Origin of the sequence: Thermosynechococcus sp. B1, assembly GCF_030322985.1 — a bacterium.
Classification (GTDB): domain Bacteria; phylum Cyanobacteriota; class Cyanobacteriia; order Thermosynechococcales; family Thermosynechococcaceae; genus Thermosynechococcus.
This window is the reverse complement of sequence record NZ_CP096573.1, coordinates 1,896,956-1,914,330: the sequence shown is the minus strand read 5'-3', so window position 1 is coordinate 1,914,330 and position 17,375 is coordinate 1,896,956. Positions and strand designations below refer to the sequence as shown.

Annotated in this window: 15 protein-coding genes; 6 read left to right on the top strand and 9 right to left on the bottom strand. The window is 54.8% G+C overall.

Features of this window, described 5'->3' with window-relative positions:
• The first annotated feature begins 24 nt into the window (after positions 1 to 24).
• Positions 25 to 1,233: an MlaD family protein gene (locus tag M0644_RS09495; RefSeq protein ID WP_286625491.1), complete on the top strand. Its 1,209-nt coding sequence runs from the start codon at positions 25 to 27 to the stop codon at positions 1,231 to 1,233.
• A 124-nt stretch (positions 1,234 to 1,357) separates the two neighbouring features.
• Here M0644_RS09495 and M0644_RS09490 read toward each other — a convergent pair whose 3' ends face one another.
• Positions 1,358 to 1,750 carry a hypothetical protein gene (locus M0644_RS09490; RefSeq protein WP_286625489.1) on the bottom strand — a complete coding sequence of 131 codons (393 nt, stop codon included), beginning with the start codon at positions 1,748 to 1,750 and terminating at the stop codon, positions 1,358 to 1,360.
• Between the two features lie 128 nt (positions 1,751 to 1,878).
• Here M0644_RS09490 and M0644_RS09485 point away from each other — a divergent pair, with 128 nt between their 5' ends.
• A complete protein-coding gene (locus M0644_RS09485; protein WP_149820285.1) occupies positions 1,879 to 2,412 on the top strand; it encodes a tetratricopeptide repeat protein in 534 nt (177 codons plus the stop codon).
• Positions 2,413 to 2,521: 109 nt separating this feature from the next.
• Here the strand turns inward: M0644_RS09485 and M0644_RS09480 are convergent, their stop codons facing one another.
• The 6 genes from M0644_RS09480 to pyk form a co-directional block, all read right to left on the bottom strand.
• Positions 2,522 to 2,638: a photosystem I reaction center subunit VIII gene (locus tag M0644_RS09480; RefSeq protein ID WP_149820283.1), complete on the bottom strand. Its 117-nt coding sequence runs from the start codon at positions 2,636 to 2,638 to the stop codon at positions 2,522 to 2,524.
• 50 nt (positions 2,639 to 2,688) lie between these two features.
• Positions 2,689 to 3,156, bottom strand: a complete 468-nt coding sequence (locus tag M0644_RS09475) for a photosystem I reaction center protein subunit XI (RefSeq protein WP_149820281.1) — start codon at positions 3,154 to 3,156, stop codon at positions 2,689 to 2,691.
• Positions 3,157 to 3,318: 162 nt separating this feature from the next.
• Complete coding sequence (gene moeB / locus M0644_RS09470; RefSeq protein WP_286625487.1) at positions 3,319 to 4,491, bottom strand: molybdopterin-synthase adenylyltransferase MoeB; 1,173 nt, start codon at positions 4,489 to 4,491, stop codon at positions 3,319 to 3,321.
• 70 nt (positions 4,492 to 4,561) lie between these two features.
• Entirely contained in the window at positions 4,562 to 5,914 is a 1,353-nt protein-coding gene (locus M0644_RS09465; RefSeq protein WP_286625486.1) for a DUF3370 domain-containing protein, read from the bottom strand.
• 9 nt (positions 5,915 to 5,923) lie between these two features.
• Positions 5,924 to 6,643, bottom strand: a complete 720-nt coding sequence (locus M0644_RS09460) for an SIMPL domain-containing protein (RefSeq protein WP_399374380.1) — start codon at positions 6,641 to 6,643, stop codon at positions 5,924 to 5,926.
• Between the two features lie 70 nt (positions 6,644 to 6,713).
• Complete coding sequence (gene pyk, locus M0644_RS09455; protein WP_286625484.1) at positions 6,714 to 8,147, bottom strand: pyruvate kinase; 1,434 nt, start codon at positions 8,145 to 8,147, stop codon at positions 6,714 to 6,716.
• Positions 8,148 to 8,274: 127 nt separating this feature from the next.
• On the opposite strand from pyk, the gene M0644_RS09450 reads away from it, so the two are divergent.
• Genes M0644_RS09450 through M0644_RS09440 form a run of 3 tightly spaced genes read left to right on the top strand, consistent with a single transcriptional unit; the run spans position 8,275 to position 12,647 of the window.
• The gene (locus M0644_RS09450) at positions 8,275 to 9,999 is read left to right on the top strand and encodes an ABC transporter permease subunit (protein WP_149820271.1); all 1,725 of its coding nucleotides are present in this window, start codon (positions 8,275 to 8,277) and stop codon (positions 9,997 to 9,999) included.
• A 9-nt stretch (positions 10,000 to 10,008) separates the two neighbouring features.
• A complete protein-coding gene (locus M0644_RS09445) occupies positions 10,009 to 11,145 on the top strand; it encodes an anhydro-N-acetylmuramic acid kinase (RefSeq protein WP_286625483.1) in 1,137 nt (378 codons plus the stop codon).
• Entirely contained in the window at positions 11,142 to 12,647 is a 1,506-nt protein-coding gene (locus M0644_RS09440) for an NAD(P)H-hydrate dehydratase (RefSeq protein ID WP_286625482.1), read from the top strand. The genes M0644_RS09445 and M0644_RS09440 overlap by 4 nt, the downstream gene beginning before the upstream one ends.
• Here the strand turns inward: M0644_RS09440 and gatB are convergent.
• Both gatB and M0644_RS09430 read right to left on the bottom strand, forming a co-directional pair.
• Positions 12,630 to 14,132 (bottom strand): Asp-tRNA(Asn)/Glu-tRNA(Gln) amidotransferase subunit GatB, encoded by a 1,503-nt coding sequence (gene gatB, locus M0644_RS09435; RefSeq protein ID WP_286627182.1) that lies wholly within the window; start codon positions 14,130 to 14,132, stop codon positions 12,630 to 12,632. The two genes, M0644_RS09440 and gatB, sit on opposite strands and share 18 nt — an antisense overlap.
• Positions 14,133 to 14,403: 271 nt before the next feature.
• Positions 14,404 to 15,552: a citrate synthase gene (locus M0644_RS09430; protein WP_149820265.1), complete on the bottom strand. Its 1,149-nt coding sequence runs from the start codon at positions 15,550 to 15,552 to the stop codon at positions 14,404 to 14,406.
• Between the two features lie 245 nt (positions 15,553 to 15,797).
• Here M0644_RS09430 and bchB point away from each other — a divergent pair, with 245 nt between their 5' ends.
• Entirely contained in the window at positions 15,798 to 17,324 is a 1,527-nt protein-coding gene (gene bchB, locus M0644_RS09425; protein WP_286625481.1) for a ferredoxin:protochlorophyllide reductase (ATP-dependent) subunit B, read from the top strand.
• Positions 17,325 to 17,375 lie beyond the last annotated feature (51 nt).

Sequence of the window (17,375 nt, the reverse complement as noted above, 5' to 3'; positions counted from 1 at the left end):
AATTTTTTGCGGTGATCTATCCCTATGATGCAGTCACGACGTGTGCAGGAAAGTTTGGTGGGTCTGGTGATCCTTGCGGGCTTAGCCACATTAGGGGTCGGCCTACTCTGGTTGCGGGGCAACCTTGCCGGTACCAATAGCTACACCCTTGAGGTGGAATTGGATACAGCACCCGGCTTAGCGGTGGGGACACAGGTGCGCTATCGCGGTGTCCAAGTGGGACGAGTCACGGCCATTGGGTTTGATGCCAATGGTGTCCAAGTGAGTGTGCGCGTCAACAATGTGTTAATTCCCCGTAGTGCTGTACCGGAGATTCGCCAGTCGGGTTTTATTGGTCAGGCCTTCTTGGACTTTACCCCCAAGGAGCGGGTACCGGAGATTCCCGAGGGCGTCACTGCCTTTGCCCCCAAGTGCCAACCAGACTTGATTTACTGCAACGGCGATCGCGTGACTGGGGTACGCACTGCCAGCTTAGAGGATTTGGTGCGAGCGGCCACTCGTTTTACCACTGCCCTTGAGGAATCGGGGATTATCAACAATGCCAATACCCTTATTTTGGGCGCAACCCGCACCGTCAACCGTGCCGATCAATCCCTGACGAGGGTGACCACTGCTCTCGATAGTTTCAACGCCCTCAGTAATGAAGCCCGTGCTGAACTACGGAATTTTGGCACCGCCTCGCAAGCAGTGACCCGTGCGGCCAACCAGATCAGCGAACTGGTTGAGGTCAACCGCAACACGATTAACTCCGCCTTGCGCAACATTGATGGTGCTGCCCGCGATCTGAGAACCACGCTCAAAGCACTGCGGCCCCTGACAAATCAACTGGAGCAGGGGGAATTGCTGGCCAATTTGGATGCTCTCATTAAAAATGGTGCCGAAGCAGCAGCCAATCTCAATAAAGTCTCTGGGACACTGAGCAGTCCCATCATTATGCTGTCGATCGCCCAAACCCTAGATGCGGCACGCGCAACATTTATCAATGCCCAAAAACTCACGAATGACTTGCTCAAACTCACGGGCGATGAATCCTTCCAGTCTGATTTGCGACGCCTTATTAAAATCCTCAGTCGCCTACTGGCTTCCAGTGAAGAGCTTGAGCAGCAATTCTTGGCACTCCATGCCACTTCCCTAGGAGAAACTCAGCCACCTGCCCCTAGCCCCGCCCCCAGTCCAAGTGGGGCGGCAGCGCCCCCCAAAGAGGAAGAAGCTGCCGTGACCAATGATCCTTAGGTTGGCAATTGGTTTAGCGGGCGGTTTCTGTTCTACCCGTACGGGTAAAGCGCACTTCGATACGACGCCGGGAAACATCTGGATTGCGGTTTGCTGGTGCGAGCTGACCATTGAGCAAGTAGAGCTACCCCGCAGAGTAAGCGCGAAATTTCAGGCCAGCCAGTTGGGGTTGTTTTGCTTGCACCTTGCGCAGTTCGTTGGCGATCGCCAGTGCCCGCATCAGGCCGAGATCAGCATTCGATCCGGGGGTCAAGCGGTTCAATGTATTGGTAGCTACCGCCTGCTCTAGCAAGGTATCGAGATTACTGACCCCGCCTTGATTGGGTTGGCCGTCGGTATGGCCAATGATTTCCACGGTGTCAATGCCATACTTTTTGCGGGTATCCATAACCATTGAGGCTAAATTGACCCAAATGTATTGGCGAAACGGTTCCGAGAGTTGCGCACTGCCCGCAGGGAAACGAAATTTTTCATTATCTGGAATAGAACGATTGCCGGGAACCACAGGTGGATTCATAGTCGGTGGCTTAAATTGCGAGATTTCTAGGGTTAAAGGGGTCGCCTCTGTTTATCATAGACCTAAGGAATAAATGCATAGCACCTAAGTTGCAAAGCGATCGGTTGTTACTGGGGATACGACTTACCATGGAGAATGCCTTACCTGCGGTTTATTTAAGTGTGTTGATTATTCTACTCGGCGTCTCAGCTTGGTTTGTGGTCAAACAAATCCTCAAAACCCGCCGCATTGAATCTACTTTGGCACGCCTCCAACGAAAACTCAAGCAGGAACCGGGCACGACTCAGGAATACTTTGAGCTAGGCAGCATCTACCTGACAAAGAAACTGGCCAGTCAAGCCATTCCCCTGTTTCAAAAGGCTCTGAAGGCGGCTGAAAACGAAGGCGAAACCTACCTTGCTCCCATCTACAATGCCCTTGGCTATGCCTACTTCATGCAGGAGCAGTATGACTTGGCCATTCGCCAGTACAAAGAGGCTCTAAAAAACCAGCCTGAGTACATCACGGCTGCCAACAACCTCGGTCACGCCTATGAGAAAAAGAACCTAGCCCAACCTGCCCTTGAAGCCTATCAACATACCTTGAAATACGACCCCAACAACGCGATCGCCCAACGGCGGGTGAATTCCCTGAAAAAACGGCTGAGTGGCGCGGCGGCTTGAGGATACCTCGTCAAGCAAAAACTAGTTAACAATAAAAAACTGGCTAGGACATTTCCCAACCAGTTCGCAATTCACTCTGTGTATTTAGCTGGATAAGCTACCCCTCGGTTTAGGCGTCTCCTTCGATATAGAGGAACAGCAACCCCATCACCACCGTGGGCATCAGCCAGCACACCACGGGAATAAAAATCCAAGGCAAAAAGGATGCAGCGTAAGATCCCATCATAATCAGCGGTTCTCCTTCTGGGTGATCAAAAGTAAAGTGTGACCAAAGCCCTAGTTAAAGAGGCCGGTCATGATGCCATCGACAACAGCAAAGTTTTCGAGGAGGAAGAAGGCCACAAAGGCACCACCCATAGCCCCCACAAAGAAGCCAGCCGTAAACTGACTCCAACCCTCACCGGTTTTCAGGGGATCGCTGCTGCTGCCACCCTTTTGAAAACTGACTAGACCATAGGCCGCTAAGCAGGCCGTGGCAATCAAAATCAGGGCGATACCAGAAATCAAACCGCCCAAGTTGGCCACATCGGAGTCCCGCAGGGGACCGAGCTTGACCCAAGGACCAATGAGGAAGTAGCCATGGGCCATGCCAATTTCAAGACCCCGCAGAATGGGGGAGAGGCCTTGACGATAGGCGGGGAGGTTACCAATAAAAGTCTTCACTAGGCCAGAGTCAGAAATGGGCGTTGACAAGTGCCCCACAAAGGGATCGCCATTGTATGGCTTAACCAGTTCTTCTGCCATGATTTTTATTTCCCTAGCATTCCGTCATGTCCGCGCACAGGCACGAACCTAAGTGGTTATTCTAGGCAAGGGCGGGCGATCGCGCGAGAGAGGGCGTTCATCTCTTCAAGAAAGTTCATGTATCGCAACATCCCCTTACGCAGTCCCGCCCTCAAGTGCCGCCTAGTAGGTGGGCACGCTGGGATCCACTTCGCGACTCCAAGCGTCAATGCCCCCTTTGATATTGATTCCCTCAATGCCAGCCTGTTTCAGTATGCCCAAGGCTTTGGCAGAGCGCCCCCCCATCTTGCAGTGCACCAAGAGGCGATGGCTATTCACCAGATTGCGGATTTTCTCCACACCGGGGCCATTTTCAATTTCCGAGAGGGGAATGAGCACAGCGCTAGGAATCCGAGCAATTTCGTACTCGTTGGGGTTGCGCACATCCACAAGGACGTAATCTTGGGCACCGCTGTCCATGAGGGCTTTGAGTTCTTGGACGGTCATTTCGGGAATTTCTGCCATTTGGGCGGCCTCCTGTGCTTTCGCTTGGCGAATACCACAGAATTCTTCGTAGTCAATGAGCTTGTCAATGACTGGCCGTTCGGGGTTGGGGCGCAGCTTGAGTTCACGGAATTTCATGTCGAGGGCGTTGAAGAGCAAGAGGCGGCCACTCAGGGTTGTGCCTTTGCCAAGAATAATTTTAATCGTCTCCGTGGCTTGGATGACGCCAATCATACCCGGTAGAATCCCAAGAACGCCCCCTTCCGCACAGGAGGGCACTAGGCCCGGTGGCGGCGGTTCCGGATAGAGATCACGATAGTTAGGGCCGCCCTCATAGTTAAAGACCGTGGCTTGGCCCTCAAAGCGAAAGATCGAGCCGTAGACATTGGGCTTATTCAGGAGCACACAGGCATCGTTCACCAAGTAGCGGGTGGGGAAGTTATCGGTGCCATCCACCACAATGTCGTAGTCCGCCATAATCTCAAGGGCATTGGCGGCGCTCAAGCGAGTTTCGTAGAGATCCACTTGGCAGTAGGGATTGATCTCAAGGATGCGGTGCTTGGCCGATTGAATTTTCGGCTTGCCCACCCAAGAGGTGCCGTGGATCACCTGCCGTTGCAAATTGGAGCTATCCACCACATCAAAATCTACAATGCCAAGGCGGCCAATACCGGCAGCGGCGAGATAGAGCAGCAGAGGTGATCCCAATCCACCCGTGCCAATGCAAAGCACGCTGGCAGCTTTGAGGCGTTTTTGACCCTCAACACCCACCTCTGGCAAAATCAGATGGCGGGAATAGCGTTCATAGTCGTCTTTCGTGAGTTCAATCGTAGAAAGGTCTGGATTTAGCATGGTAGCCCTTCATAAAAAATGCGGCTGATCTAACCCGATCAGCAAGGGTGAGGGGATTTTCTTATTTTACTTAGGGGCGCGACAGAGGATCTGCCAAGGTTTCAATTGTCAACACTTGGGGGGGGGTCGCATCCGGCGGATAGAGCAGGGTGAACTGTACCCAGCGGATTTCTTGGGGTTGTAGCGTGAGCCGCACGAGATCGTCCCCCTGCTGGCCCTGACGTTGGACAAGGTGAATGATTCGACTTTGGGGGGTGCCTTGATCATCGCGGAAGCGCAATCGGATACTGCCTCGGAAAAAGATGCGGGTGGGTGGTTCAGCAAAGAACCGTAAGCCCCTGGCGGGGGCGTCGAATTTGATGGGGGTTTGGAGGGCAAGGCGCACGGTCTGGGGGCGATCGCTGGTGTTTTGTAGCGGTAGCACCAGATCATATTCAATGCCATAGTTGCCATGGGCAGCATAGGCCGTATCGGGATAGCGCACCACGAGGGGAGCCGTTTGCACTTGTCCTGTGCCCAAGCGCCCTGCCACTAACGAACTAATGGGATAGGAGAAGGCGGTACCCGCGGCGGGAATCGGAATCGGTTGTTGTTGGGGATTGTGCCAGCGGGAGCCAAGGGCGACACCCGCCACTCGGCCATAGATAATGCTGCCCCCTTGATCGGGGGGGGTGGGGGCGCGATCGCGGGGGGTGACCAATTCCCCTGCCGTCAGTGTCTGCTGCCATTGCTCTAGGGTCGGCGGTTCATTGCCAAAGCGGGCTAAACTGGCGAGGTAGAGGTTGCCACTACTGCGGGCACGAATCAGCAGCGAACGGCCATTGAGGGGGGGGTCGAGTCCCTTGACCGGAATCGGTAAATTGGCGATCAGGGCATAACTGCGTGGGGGAATCATGATTTGTGCGGGCCATCCCGATTGCCGCCGTTGTCGCAAAATATCCAGCATGACGCGATCGCCCGGACCAGCAAAAACTTGGCCGAGATCATTGGCCTGCTGATTGGGCAGAGGACGAAAGGGCGCATCCGGCTGACTCAAGTAACTGGCGGCATGGATCAAATTCACCGTTACCGGTTCAGAACTGGGGTTGTAGGCGAGAATCCCTAGGTAGAGGGTCGTGAGATCCTGCGGGTCGCGGGGCTTCGCAATATGGTGGGCAAAAATATCAAAGCGATCGCGAAAAGCAAAGTTCAAGTGGGCACTAGGAGTTGCTTTGCCCTCTGGCGGAAATGTGGACAGGAGAATCCCTGATCGCTGCACCACCTCTGGGCTATTGCTATTCAACACAGGCACCTGATCAAGGGCACCCGGTAAAGGGAGCACTTTTTGCGGTTTTTCAATTGTTGCCGGCGCCTGAGCTAGCACTGGGGAAATGACAACCAAGGCCGCACCGCTCCCCAAAAACCAACGGAAATGAACAGACATTACCGAGACCTAGTAGCTCATTTGCAGCGTTACACTCGCCTCTACCTGTAATTCCCCGGACACCACAGGGGTGCTATCGGCCATGTTTGCTGCGCGAACGGCAAGGGGTCTTGGCGGGGGTGCCGCCTGATTAATTTGAATGCTCACCACTTGGCGCGGTTGGAGATTGAGGGCACTGAGTACCGCTTGGGCTTGACTTTGCGCATCTTGGGTCGCTCGCTGCAGGGCAGTGCGTTGGGCAGCGGCAATCGTCGCCTCTGGTGCCGTAAAGCTAATATTGTCAATTGTCGTTGCGCCAGCTTGGACAGCAGCATCAAGAAGGGGCCCCACGCGATCGCTAGCAATGCGAAAACTCACCGTATTGCGCCCGATATAGCCCACCAGTATCCGCTGATTGTTGGTGTATTGATAATTGGGACTGAGGCTCAGCCCCGTGGTTTGCAGTTGACTGACTTCCCGTGCCCGCAGAACCGCCAAAACGGCATTGGCTCGCCGCGCCACCTCTTGCTGTACCTCTTGAGCCGTGCGACCTTGCACCTCGACCCCTAGGCTGACTTGGGCAAGGGTTGCTGAAATGGCTTCTGTGCCTCGACCTGTAACCGTCAGGGTACGTTGGGCTTCTTGGCTCACGGCGGGTCGCTCAGCAACCACCACAGATCCCCCAACAAGAAGCGCGGCAAGACTGAGGGTATAAAAAGGCGTTAACGGATGTTTCACAGCGGTATTCACCACAGCTCAGCAAAAAACTCATGAACCTTGTTTCTCTCCAGACCGCCTCCCACTGGGATTCTGTTCCCCTTTAGGCGCTAATCGTATGAATTTTAATAAAATTCGTTCCTTGGGGAGTTTGGGCAGGAATGCCGCCCAGAATCAAAATTTTATCGCCCTCAGTGACCATCTGGCGCTCCTTGAGTTGGTTTTCAGCCACGGCAATCATCCCTTCAAACGTCATAGGCAGCGTTTCCAAAAGAATCGGCTTCACACCCCAGAGCAAATTCATCCAGTGATAAACGCGGGGGCGATCGGTAAAGGCGACAATCATGGGTTTCACCCGTTCCCCAGAGGCAATGGTTGCGGTATAGCCCGTTTCCGTAAAGCAGGCGATCGCCCGCAGATCGAGGATTTGAGTAATGGTGGTTAAGGCTTCACCTAGGGCATGGGTCTCATCATTGCGGTAGGCGGGCATATTGTCAAACTCAAGGTGCGGCTCCACATCCGCTGCAATCCGCGCCAACATCTTCACCGCCTGCACAGGAAAAGCCCCCACAGCAGATTCGCCCGACAACATCACCGCATCTGTACCATCAAGAATGGCGTTGGCGACATCACTGGCCTCTGCCCGCGTCGGTCGGGGATTGTGGATCATACTCTCTAGCATTTGGGTTGCCGTAATCACAGGAATACTGCGGTAGTTGCACTCGCGAATAATTTGCTTTTGCAGCAGCGGCACCTTCTCTACCCGCATCTCCACACCGAGATCGCCCCGCGCAACCATGATTGCATCGGCCACCCCCAAAATCGCTGAGAGATTTTCCACTGCTTGGGGTTTCTCAATTTTTGCCAGCACAGGCATATCACTGGCACCGTGGGTCGCCAAGTACTCCCGCAACTCCCAGAGATCCTCAGCTCGGCGCACAAAACTCAGGGAGATAATATCGACCCCCTGCTCAATGCCAAATTGAATATCCTGCTTGTCTTTGTCTGTGAGGGAAGGCAGCCGCAGATTGAGATCCGGCAAGTTTACCCCCTTACGACTTTTGAGCGTGCCCCCCTGCACCACCCGGCAGGTGACCCGATCTCCCGCAATGGCCTCGACCACCAATTCCAAGAGGCCATCATCCAAGAGCACCTGCATCCCCGGCTGTGCCTCTTCGGCAAGATAGGGATAATCAATGCCAATGCCTTGTGTCTCTTCCTCAGTGAGCGGCACGAGGTGGACTTGCTCCCCTTCCACTAATTCAATGCTCCCTTCAGGAAGCTGGCCAACGCGAATCTTCGGGCCTTGCAAATCTTGCAGGAGTGTCAGGGGCGTTGCTGCTTCATTGGCCACTTGTTGCAGCAGGGCAATGGTTTCGGCATGATCTTTATAGTCACCATGGGAGAAATTTAACCGTGCCACATTCATGCCGGCGGCTAGCATCTGCTGAATCACTTCCCGCGATCGACTGGCAGGGCCAATGGTGGCGACAATTTTGGTGCGACGAAACAGCATAGGAGAGGGGGATAACTTCATGCTCTCCTAAATCTTAGGCATAGGTCAGGGAATCCGGTGGTGTTCTGGCTTGCATTGGACATTAACTTTTGTGGCTACAGGGATGTGGCTATAATTTGCCTCGTGGAGACTACCGCTGGAGGCCGCGATGGCACGCCCCCTTACCCCCGATAATCAAACGCTGAATCGTGCTTGGACTTGGCAAGATGGCCTGATTATTTTGGCTTTGATTGCCCTGATCTTTTGGATTGTCAACACGGCTGCGCAGTTTACAGGACAGTATGATCCCACGATCACCATTGAGCTGAGTCCAGCGGTCTTGCCAAGTTACACCGCTCAAACGCTGCTGCGGATGCTCATTGCCTACATCATCTCCTTGGTGTTTAGCATCCTCTATTCCTATATTGCCTACTACAATCGCACTGCTGAAAAAATCCTGCTGCCGCTGCTGGATATTCTGCAATCGATTCCGGTGCTGTCGTTTTTGCCGGGGGTGGTGCTGGCACTGATTGCCCTCTTTCCGGGGAGCCGTATTGGCGTGGAATTGGCGGCCATTATCCTCATCTACACGGGAATGGCTTGGAATATGACGTTTAGCTTTTATCAGTCTTTGATTAGCGTGCCTCGGGAGCTGCGGGAGGTGGCAAAAATTTATCGGCTGGGGTGGTGGCAGCAGGTGTGGACGCTGGATTTGCCAGCGGGTGCCATTGGCCTGATCTGGAATAGTGTGATGTCAGTGGCGGGGGGCTGGTTTTTCCTGATGGCGATCGAGTCCTTTACCATTGGCGAGAAAACCTTTACGTTGCCGGGCTTAGGTTCCTATCTGGCGGAAGCAGCCAATCAACAGGACTATGCAGCATTGGCCTACGGTCTGGCGGTATTAATTGGCATCATTATCGTGATTGATATTCTGGTGTGGCGCCCTCTCATTGCTTGGGGCGAAAAATTCAAGATGGAAATGGTCGAGGCGGAGAATGTTCCTAAATCCTTCGTTCTTGATTTCCTGCGGCGATCGCCCACGTTGCGAGCCTTCCACCAAAATATCTTTGCCCCCGTCTGGGAACGACTGGATGAGCAGTTGCGCCCCAAACACCCACGTCAATCTGTTGCCCCCCAGAATGACCAAGGCAACTGGCCGATAACCCCCATCATTTTGCTGATTTTTGCCGCCTTCGTGGGTTGGGGAGCGATCGCCTTTTTGCGGCAAATGTTTGGTGTCAGTTGGCAAGATTGGCAGCAAATTGGTCTAGGGGCGGTTCTGACCACGGTGCGGGTAGTGGTGGCACTGGTTCTCTCCCTACTGTGGACAGTTCCAGTGGGGGTGGCGATCGGTCGCAATCCCCGTGCTGCTCAAGTGTTGCAACCCATTGTCCAAATTGCGGCATCGGTACCGGCTACGGCGCTGTTTCCAGTGCTGCTGTTGGCGCTGGCCAATGTGGGTGGGGGTTTGGAGATTGGCTCTGTGGCTCTCATGATGCTGGGCACGATGTGGTACATCCTCTTTAATGTCATTGCCGGTGCCCAGGCGATTCCCACGGAATTATTTGAAGCAGCGGTGGTCTATCAACTCTCTTGGTGGCAGCGGTGGCGCACCCTGATCCTGCCCGGCATTTTTCCCTATTTGATTACGGGCATCATTACGGCGGTAGGCGGCGCTTGGAACTCCAGCATTGTCAGTGAATATGTGGAATTTCAGAATCAAACGGAGCAAACCCTTGGCTTGGGGGCCACGATTTCTGAGGCTAGCGTTCGGGGGGATTTTCCCCTACTGATGGCCGCCACGGCAGTCATGTCACTATTGGTGGTTTTGACCAACCGCTTGGTTTGGCGCCCCCTCTACCGCTTGGCGGAAACGAAATATCAACTGTTGTAGGCGCAGACTATGCGTGTCATTGGCCTGATGAGCGGAACCTCGGTGGATGGGATTGATGCGGCCTTAGTTGCATTGGCGGGGGGCGATCGCGACCTTGAGGTACAGGTGCTGAATTTTTGTACGGTGCCCTATCCCACAGCCCTACGGCAGCAGATTCTCGACATTTGTGGCGCAAAACCCTTGACCCTTGCAGCGTTGGCGGAGTTGGATGAGGCGATCGCCGAGGCCTTTGCCCTTGCAGCACAAACGGTTCAACAGGGATATCCCCGCGCAGATCTCATTGGCTCCCACGGTCAAACGGTCTTTCATCGCCCCCCCACGGGCGATCGCCTCGGCTACAGCCTACAACTGGGACGGGGAGATTGGATTGCTTGGCGCACGGGGATTACCACCATTGCTAACTTTCGTGCTCAGGATATTGCCTCGGGGGGTCAAGGAGCGCCCCTCGTGCCTCGGATCGATTGGTGTCTTCTCAGTCATCCCACGGAAGTCCGCTGTGTGCAAAACATCGGTGGCATCGGCAATGTTACCTACTTGCCGCCTCAACGAGAGGATCCTGAGGGCAAAGGGGTCATGGGTTGGGATACAGGTCCTGGCAATGTGCTGCTTGATCTGGCCGTAACGGAGTTATCGGGGGGTGAATTCACCTACGATGCCGATGGGGCATGGGCGCGGCAGGGCAAAATTATCGATCCACTGGTAGAGCACTGGCTGCAAGACCCCTTCTTTCAGCAGCCGCCGCCAAAGTCCACAGGGCGAGAATACTTTGGTCTGCCCTTTTGGCAGCGATGCCGCACTGAGGCTGCTGGTCTGGCGCCTGCGGATCTGCTGGCCACACTGACGGAATTTACGGCTCGCAGTATGGTTCAGAGCTATCGCCAATTTTTGCCCCAAAAACCGCAGCGGATCTTCCTCTGTGGCGGCGGTGCCCACAATCGTTTTCTCAGGGAGCGCCTTCAGATGCATTTAGGAGACATTCCCGTGGAAACCACTGCGACGGCGGGCGTACCGGTGGATGCCAAAGAGGCGATCGCCTTCGCTATTCTCGCCTACTGGCATGAGTTGGGCTTGCCGGGGAATTTACCCCAAGTCACAGGTGCGCGCCAAGCGGTTCCCTTGGGTCAGTGTTGGATTGGACAGTCATGAAAACAACCTTTCCAGCCATTGTCACCACGGCTGAAATGCAGGCAATCGAGGGGGCGATGTTCAATGCCGGCTTTCCAGTGCCTGCCCTGATGGAAAAGGTGGGACAACGCCTCAGCGACTTTCTCCAGCATCAGTTTCCACCGTATTCCCGTGTTGGGGTTTTGGCCGGTCCGGGGCACAATGGCGGCGATGCTCTGGTGGTGGCGCGGGAACTATGGCACCGCGGCTATGGGGTGCAGGTCTGGCAGCCCTTTGAACGTTTGAAACCCCTGACGGCGGATCATGCCCGCTATGCCCGCTTTCTCGGTCTGCCCTTTGTCGAGACGGTGGACAGCTTGCAAGAGGTTGACCTGATCGTGGATGGTCTTTTTGGCTTTGGCCTAGAGCGGGAACTGACGGGTGAACTTGCCGCTGCCATTGACCAAATCAACACGTGGCGGCAACCACGGGTGAGTATTGATGTCCCCTCGGGACTCCACAGTGATACCGGGGCAGTTTTGGGTACGGCAATTCAGGCCGATCGCACCCTCTGTTTAGGACTGTGGAAGCGGGGGCTACTGGTAGAGGAAGCACAGCCTTGGGTGGGGCAGGGGGTGTTAATCCCCTTTGATATTCCTGCGGTGGTGATTGAAGCGGTGTTGGCGACTGCGCCCCGGCGATATTGCTTAGATGCTTCCTGTTGGCAAGAATTGCCCCTGTCGCGATCGCCCATTACCCACAAGTATCAGCAGGGACAACTGTTACTCATTGGCGGCTCTGCCCAGTTTGGCGGCAGTATTCTCCTCAGTGCCCTCGCCGCCCGCTGTACGGGTGTGGGAATGCTAGTGGTGGCAGTGCCCCAGTCCCTGAAGTCCCTTGTGCTCTCACGAGTCCCCGATGCCATTGTTGTTGGCTGTCCAGAAACAGCGAGGGGGGCGATCGCTCGCTTGCCGGAACCACTAGACTTGAGCAAGTTCTCAGCCATTGCCTGTGGGCCGGGGCTAACCCCTGAGGCGGTGGCCGTTGTGGAAACCGTTTTGAAGGCGGGGCGATCGCTGGTCTTGGATGCCGATGCCCTGAATATCCTAGCTACCCTCTCGCCGTGGCCACTGCTGAGTTCCGTCATCTTAACCCCCCACTATGGCGAGTTTCGGCGCCTGTTTCCAGACCTTGTCACCGGCGATCGCCTTGATCAAGTGACCGCCGCTGCGAGCCGCAGTAATGCCATTGTTCTTCTCAAGGGCGCACGGACAGCCATTGCCTCTCCGAAGGGTGACCTCTGGATCAACCCCCACAGTACCCCTGCCCTTGCCCGAGGGGGCAGTGGCGATGTCCTCACAGGGCTTATTGGCGGTCTTTTGGCGCAGCAGGAAGCCCTCAGCGCAACCTATGGTGGGGTTTGGTGGCACGCTCAAGCAGGCCTTCAGGCAGAACGAGAGGCCACTGCCCTAGGGGTCTATCCTGAACAACTGATTGCCCACCTGTTACCGACGCTGCACGCTGCTCTAACTGCTGGGGTTTAGCTTTTTGGCCAAGAGTTGATTGGTCAGCTTCGGGTCGGCTCGCCCTGCTGTTTTCTTCATGATTTGGCCAACAAAGAAGCCCTGAAGTTTTGTCTTGCCCGCGCGGTATTGTTCCAGTTCATTGGGGTGCGCTGCTAGCACTTCATCAATCATTGCCTCTAGGGTAGCGACATCAGAGATTTGACTGAGGCCTTTTTTCTCGACAAGGGCTTTGGGGGAGCCGCCTTGAGCCAGTAACTCCGGCAGCAGATCCTTGGCCATTTTGCTACTGATAGTGCCCGCCTCAATCAGTTGGATCAGTTCCGCCAATTCAGCAGGTTTCAGAGGCAGTGCCTCGATCGCCAGTTTTTGTTCCTTGAGATAGGCGGTAATATCCCCCATGATCCAGTTGGCCGCTAATTTCGGGGGTGCCCCGGCGGCAACGGTGGCCTCAAAGTACTCGGCAACGGCTCGCTCATCGGTGAGGACGCGGGCATCTTGGGGGGGCAGGCCCCACTCGGTCTCGTAGCGGTGCCGCTTTTGCGCTGGCAGTTCAGGTAGAGCCGCACGCCAAGTGGCCAGTTGCTCAGCACTGACTTCAATGGGTCCGAGATCGGGTTCAGGAAAGTAGCGGTAGTCACTGGAGCCTTCCTTGACCCGCATGGTGCGCGTTTGCTGCGTGGCCTCATCCCAGAGGCGGGTTTCTTGAACGATGGCTTCGCCCGCTTTGACGGCAGCGACTTGCCGCTCAATTTCATAGTCAATGGCGCGTTGGATGGCACTAAAGGAGTTCATATTCTTAATCTCGACCTTGGTGCCAAAGGTGGCGCTGCCCACGGGGCGCACGGAGATATTGACATCGCAGCGCAGCGACCCCTCCTGCATATTGCCGTCGCAAACCCCCAAGTAACGGAGAATGCGCCGCAGTTCTTGGGCATATTCGGCAGCTTCTTGACCCGTGCGCAGATCTGGCTCAGAGACAATTTCCACAAGGGGCACCCCTGCCCGATTCAAGTCCACTAGGGAGTAGGTGGAGCCAGACAGGCGATCGCTCCCCGCGTGAACCAGTTTGCCGGCATCTTCCTCCATGTGCAGGCGAGTAATGCCAATTTTTTTACGGTGGGCGGTGCCGTTGTCATCCACCAGTTCAATCTCAAGGTAGCCATGCTGGGCAATGGGCAGGTCGTACTGCGAGATTTGATAGTTTTTCGGCAAGTCGGGATAAAAATACTGCTTGCGATCGAATTTGCTGTAGGGGGCAATCTGACAATTGAGGGCTAAACCCGCCTTCACCGCATACTCGAGCACCTTTTCATTCAACACAGGGAGTGTCCCCGGCAAACCCAAACACACTGGGTCAATGTTGGTATTCGGGGGTGCCCCAAACTGGGTCGAGCTAGACGAGAAAATTTTGGTTTGGGTACTCAGTTGGCAGTGAATCTCTAGGCCAATCACCGCCTCGTAGGTGAGACTGGCGGGATCCACAGGGGTGGGTTCAGGCGCAATGGTTGCTGCCTGCTGCGTCGAGGTTGATGGGGTGGATTTCGCCGTTTTTGATGTTTTTGAGGTTTTCGATGCTTGCTGTTTGCTTGATTTTGCCTTTGCCATCAGAAACTCCACAAGGGTACCGCCACTATAAAGCAGCTTACAGCCCTTTTCCCAAGGATGGAACACGCTAAGGCTGTGAAAGCAAGTACAGGAGAGTATTTGATTGCCCTAGGTCTATATCCATTTTCAGAAAAGGACTGTCTTCAGGGGGGGAATTGAGGATCAAGAGCTAGGGGCGATGATTGCGCTCCTCCATGGGCACATAGGGCTGATTGTGGGCACCCGTATAGACTTGGGTGGGGCGATAGATGCGATTGGCCTCCAGTTGTTCTTTCCAGTGGGCTAGCCAACCGGCCACGCGGGCAATCGCAAACACAGGCGTAAACAGATCACTAGGAATGCCCAACCGCCGATAGACAAGCCCCGAGTAAAAGTCCACATTGGGATAAATCCCCTTGTAACTGAGGTATTCACCCACCACTTCTTCCAGTTTCAGGGCAATGTCGTAGTAGCGATCGCCGCCAAACTTATCAAACAACTGTTCCGCCAACTTCTGTAAAATCGTGGCGCGGGGATCCTTGACCTTATACACGCGGTGGCCAAAGCCGGCAATTTTGATCTTATTCTGGACGCACTTTTCCACATAGGGACGGACATTCTCCACGCTGCCGATTTCTTCGAGCATATTGATCACATCTTCATTGGCGCCCCCGTGGAGTGGCCCTGCCAGTGTACCCACCGCTGAAGCAACCACAGCGTAAGGGTCTGTCAATGTCGAGGCCGTCACCCGCGCCGAGAAGGTAGAGGCATTCATCGTGTGCTCGGCATGGAGAATCAAGCAAATATCAAATACCCGTGCCGCAAAGGGATCGGGACGCCGCTCATTGAGCATGTAGAGAAAGTTGGCCGCATAGTCCAGCTCATCACAGGGCATGACCGGATCATTCCCCTTGCGAATCAGTTGAAACGCCGCCACCATTGTTGGAATTTTGGCCAAGAGGCGGATGACTGCTGCCCGAATGTACTCCGGATCGTCGAGGGCCCGCCGCGAATAGAACAATCCCAAGGCTCCCGCCGAGGCCTGTAGGGCATCCATGGGATGGCCACTGTCGGGAAAGCATTTCATCATGTCGCGAATGCGATATTTCACGCGGCGATGGTAGGTAATATCGTGCTCAAAGGCTGCCAACTCCTCCTTGCTCGGCCAGTAACCCCAAATCAAGAGGAAGGCAGTTTCCAAAAATGTGCTTTTCTCCGCTAGTTCCTCAATCGGGACACCGCGATACTCAAGAACGCCTGCTTGGCCATCCACATAGCTAATGGCCGACTGAGCAACGGGAATACCGTCAAGACCGGGGCTAAATTCGCAAGCAACCATGCGTGGGTGTCCTTAAAAGGGGCAAACTGAATTGGAATTGCAGTATTGATCAATTTTAGGGGAGAGGGGAAAGATGTTGGTATGGTGAACGACCCCACTGCATAGGCGGATAGGGAATTCCGTGAGGTTTGTTAAGGGACATTCCCACTTCATTCAAGTTTTGTAACGTTTTGGCGGGCGAGGGAAAGAGCCTCGCTACGATCGCGATCGGACATCAAAATGCCTTTGCCCAAGGAGTTGACGCGATGAAACTTGCCTACTGGATGTATGCAGGGCCTGCCCACATTGGTACTCTGCGCATTGCCAGTTCCTTCAAAAATGTTCATGGCATTATGCACGCGCCCCTTGGGGATGATTACTTCAACGTCATGCGATCGATGCTCGAGCGAGAGCGCGACTTTACGCCTGTTACGGCCAGTATTGTCGATCGCCATGTCTTGGCACGCGGCTCCCAAGAAAAAGTGGTGGACAATATCACCCGCAAAGACACTGAAGAGCACCCTGATTTAATTGTGCTCACCCCCACCTGCACCTCTAGCATTCTTCAGGAAGACTTACAAAACTTTGTCCAACGCGCCAGCCTCAGCACCACTGCCGATGTCCTCTTGGCGGATGTCAATCACTATCGCGTCAATGAATTGCAAGCCGCCGATCGCACCCTTGAGCAAATCGTGCAGTTTTATATTGACAAAGCCCGCCGCCAAGGCACCTTAGTGACCAGCAAAACCCCCACCCCTAGCGTCAACATTATTGGCATCACCACCCTCGGCTTCCACAATCAGCATGACTGCCGCGAGCTGAAACAACTCATGGCCAACCTTGGCATTCAGGTGAATCTGGTGATTCCTGCGGCGGCCAGCGTCCACGACCTTGCCCGACTGCCCCAAGCATGGTTTAACCTTGTCCCCTATCGGGAAATTGGCGGCCTCACCGCCCAGTACCTAGAAACGGAATTTGGCCAGCCAAGCGTGAAGATGACGCCGATGGGTGTGGTGGAAACCGCCCGCTGTATCCGTGCCATTCAAGCGGTGCTCAATGCCCAAGGAGCCAATGTGGACTACGAAGCCTTTATTGAACAGCAAACACGGGAGGTGTCCCAAGCCGCTTGGTTTTCCCGCTCCATTGACTGCCAAAACCTCACCGGTAAAAAAGCAGTGGTCTTTGGGGACAATACCCATGCAGCGGCAATGACCAAAATTCTCAGTCGGGAAATGGGCATCCACGTTGTTTGGGCGGGGACGTACTGCAAATACGATGCCGATTGGTTCCGCGCAGAGGTGGCGGGCTTTTGTGACGAGGTACTGATTACCGATGACCACACGGTGGTGGGGGACGCGATCGCCCGCGTTGAACCCGCGGCCATCTTTGGCACCCAAATGGAGCGCCATGTGGGCAAACGCCTCAACATTCCCTGTGGTGTTATTGCCGCGCCCATCCACATCCAAGACTTTCCCGTCGGCTATCGACCCTTCCTTGGCTACGAAGGTACCAACCAACTAGTGGATTTAATTTACAACTCCTTCACCTTGGGCATGGAAGACCACCTGCTGGAAATTTTTGGTGGCCACGACACCAAGGAAGTGATTCACAACGGGCTTTCCGCCGACTCGGATTTGACATGGACCGCGGATGGGCTAGCGGAATTAAACAAGATTCCCGGCTTTGTGCGCGGCAAGGTGAAGCGCAACACCGAAAAATTTGCCCGCGAACAGGGGATTAGCGAGATCACCGTAGAAGTGCTCTATGCTGCCAAAGAAGCCGTGGGGGCTTAAGTTTCACCTCTGGAACCTGCATGAACCTGACCCTTGCAGCGTATAGCGATT

Excerpts from the sequence above, each read along its gene's own strand:
- M0644_RS09440 (WP_286625482.1), top strand. The coding sequence starts at position 11,142 with ATGAAAACAACCTTTCCAGCCATTGTCACCACGGCTGAAATGCAGGCA.
- moeB (WP_286625487.1), bottom strand. The coding sequence starts at position 4,491 with ATGCTAAATCCAGACCTTTCTACGATTGAACTCACGAAAGACGACTAT.
- M0644_RS09480 (WP_149820283.1), bottom strand. The coding sequence starts at position 2,638 with ATGATGGGATCTTACGCTGCATCCTTTTTGCCTTGGATTTTTATTCCC.
- M0644_RS09485 (WP_149820285.1), top strand. The coding sequence starts at position 1,879 with ATGGAGAATGCCTTACCTGCGGTTTATTTAAGTGTGTTGATTATTCTA.
- M0644_RS09490 (WP_286625489.1), bottom strand. The coding sequence starts at position 1,750 with ATGAATCCACCTGTGGTTCCCGGCAATCGTTCTATTCCAGATAATGAA.
- M0644_RS09465 (WP_286625486.1), bottom strand. The coding sequence starts at position 5,914 with ATGTCTGTTCATTTCCGTTGGTTTTTGGGGAGCGGTGCGGCCTTGGTT.
- M0644_RS09475 (WP_149820281.1), bottom strand. The coding sequence starts at position 3,156 with ATGGCAGAAGAACTGGTTAAGCCATACAATGGCGATCCCTTTGTGGGG.
- pyk (WP_286625484.1), bottom strand. The coding sequence starts at position 8,147 with ATGAAGTTATCCCCCTCTCCTATGCTGTTTCGTCGCACCAAAATTGTC.
- bchB (WP_286625481.1), top strand. The coding sequence starts at position 15,798 with ATGAAACTTGCCTACTGGATGTATGCAGGGCCTGCCCACATTGGTACT.
- M0644_RS09445 (WP_286625483.1), top strand. The coding sequence starts at position 10,009 with ATGCGTGTCATTGGCCTGATGAGCGGAACCTCGGTGGATGGGATTGAT.
- M0644_RS09495 (WP_286625491.1), top strand. The coding sequence starts at position 25 with ATGATGCAGTCACGACGTGTGCAGGAAAGTTTGGTGGGTCTGGTGATC.
- M0644_RS09430 (WP_149820265.1), bottom strand. The coding sequence starts at position 15,552 with ATGGTTGCTTGCGAATTTAGCCCCGGTCTTGACGGTATTCCCGTTGCT.
- M0644_RS09450 (WP_149820271.1), top strand. The coding sequence starts at position 8,275 with ATGGCACGCCCCCTTACCCCCGATAATCAAACGCTGAATCGTGCTTGG.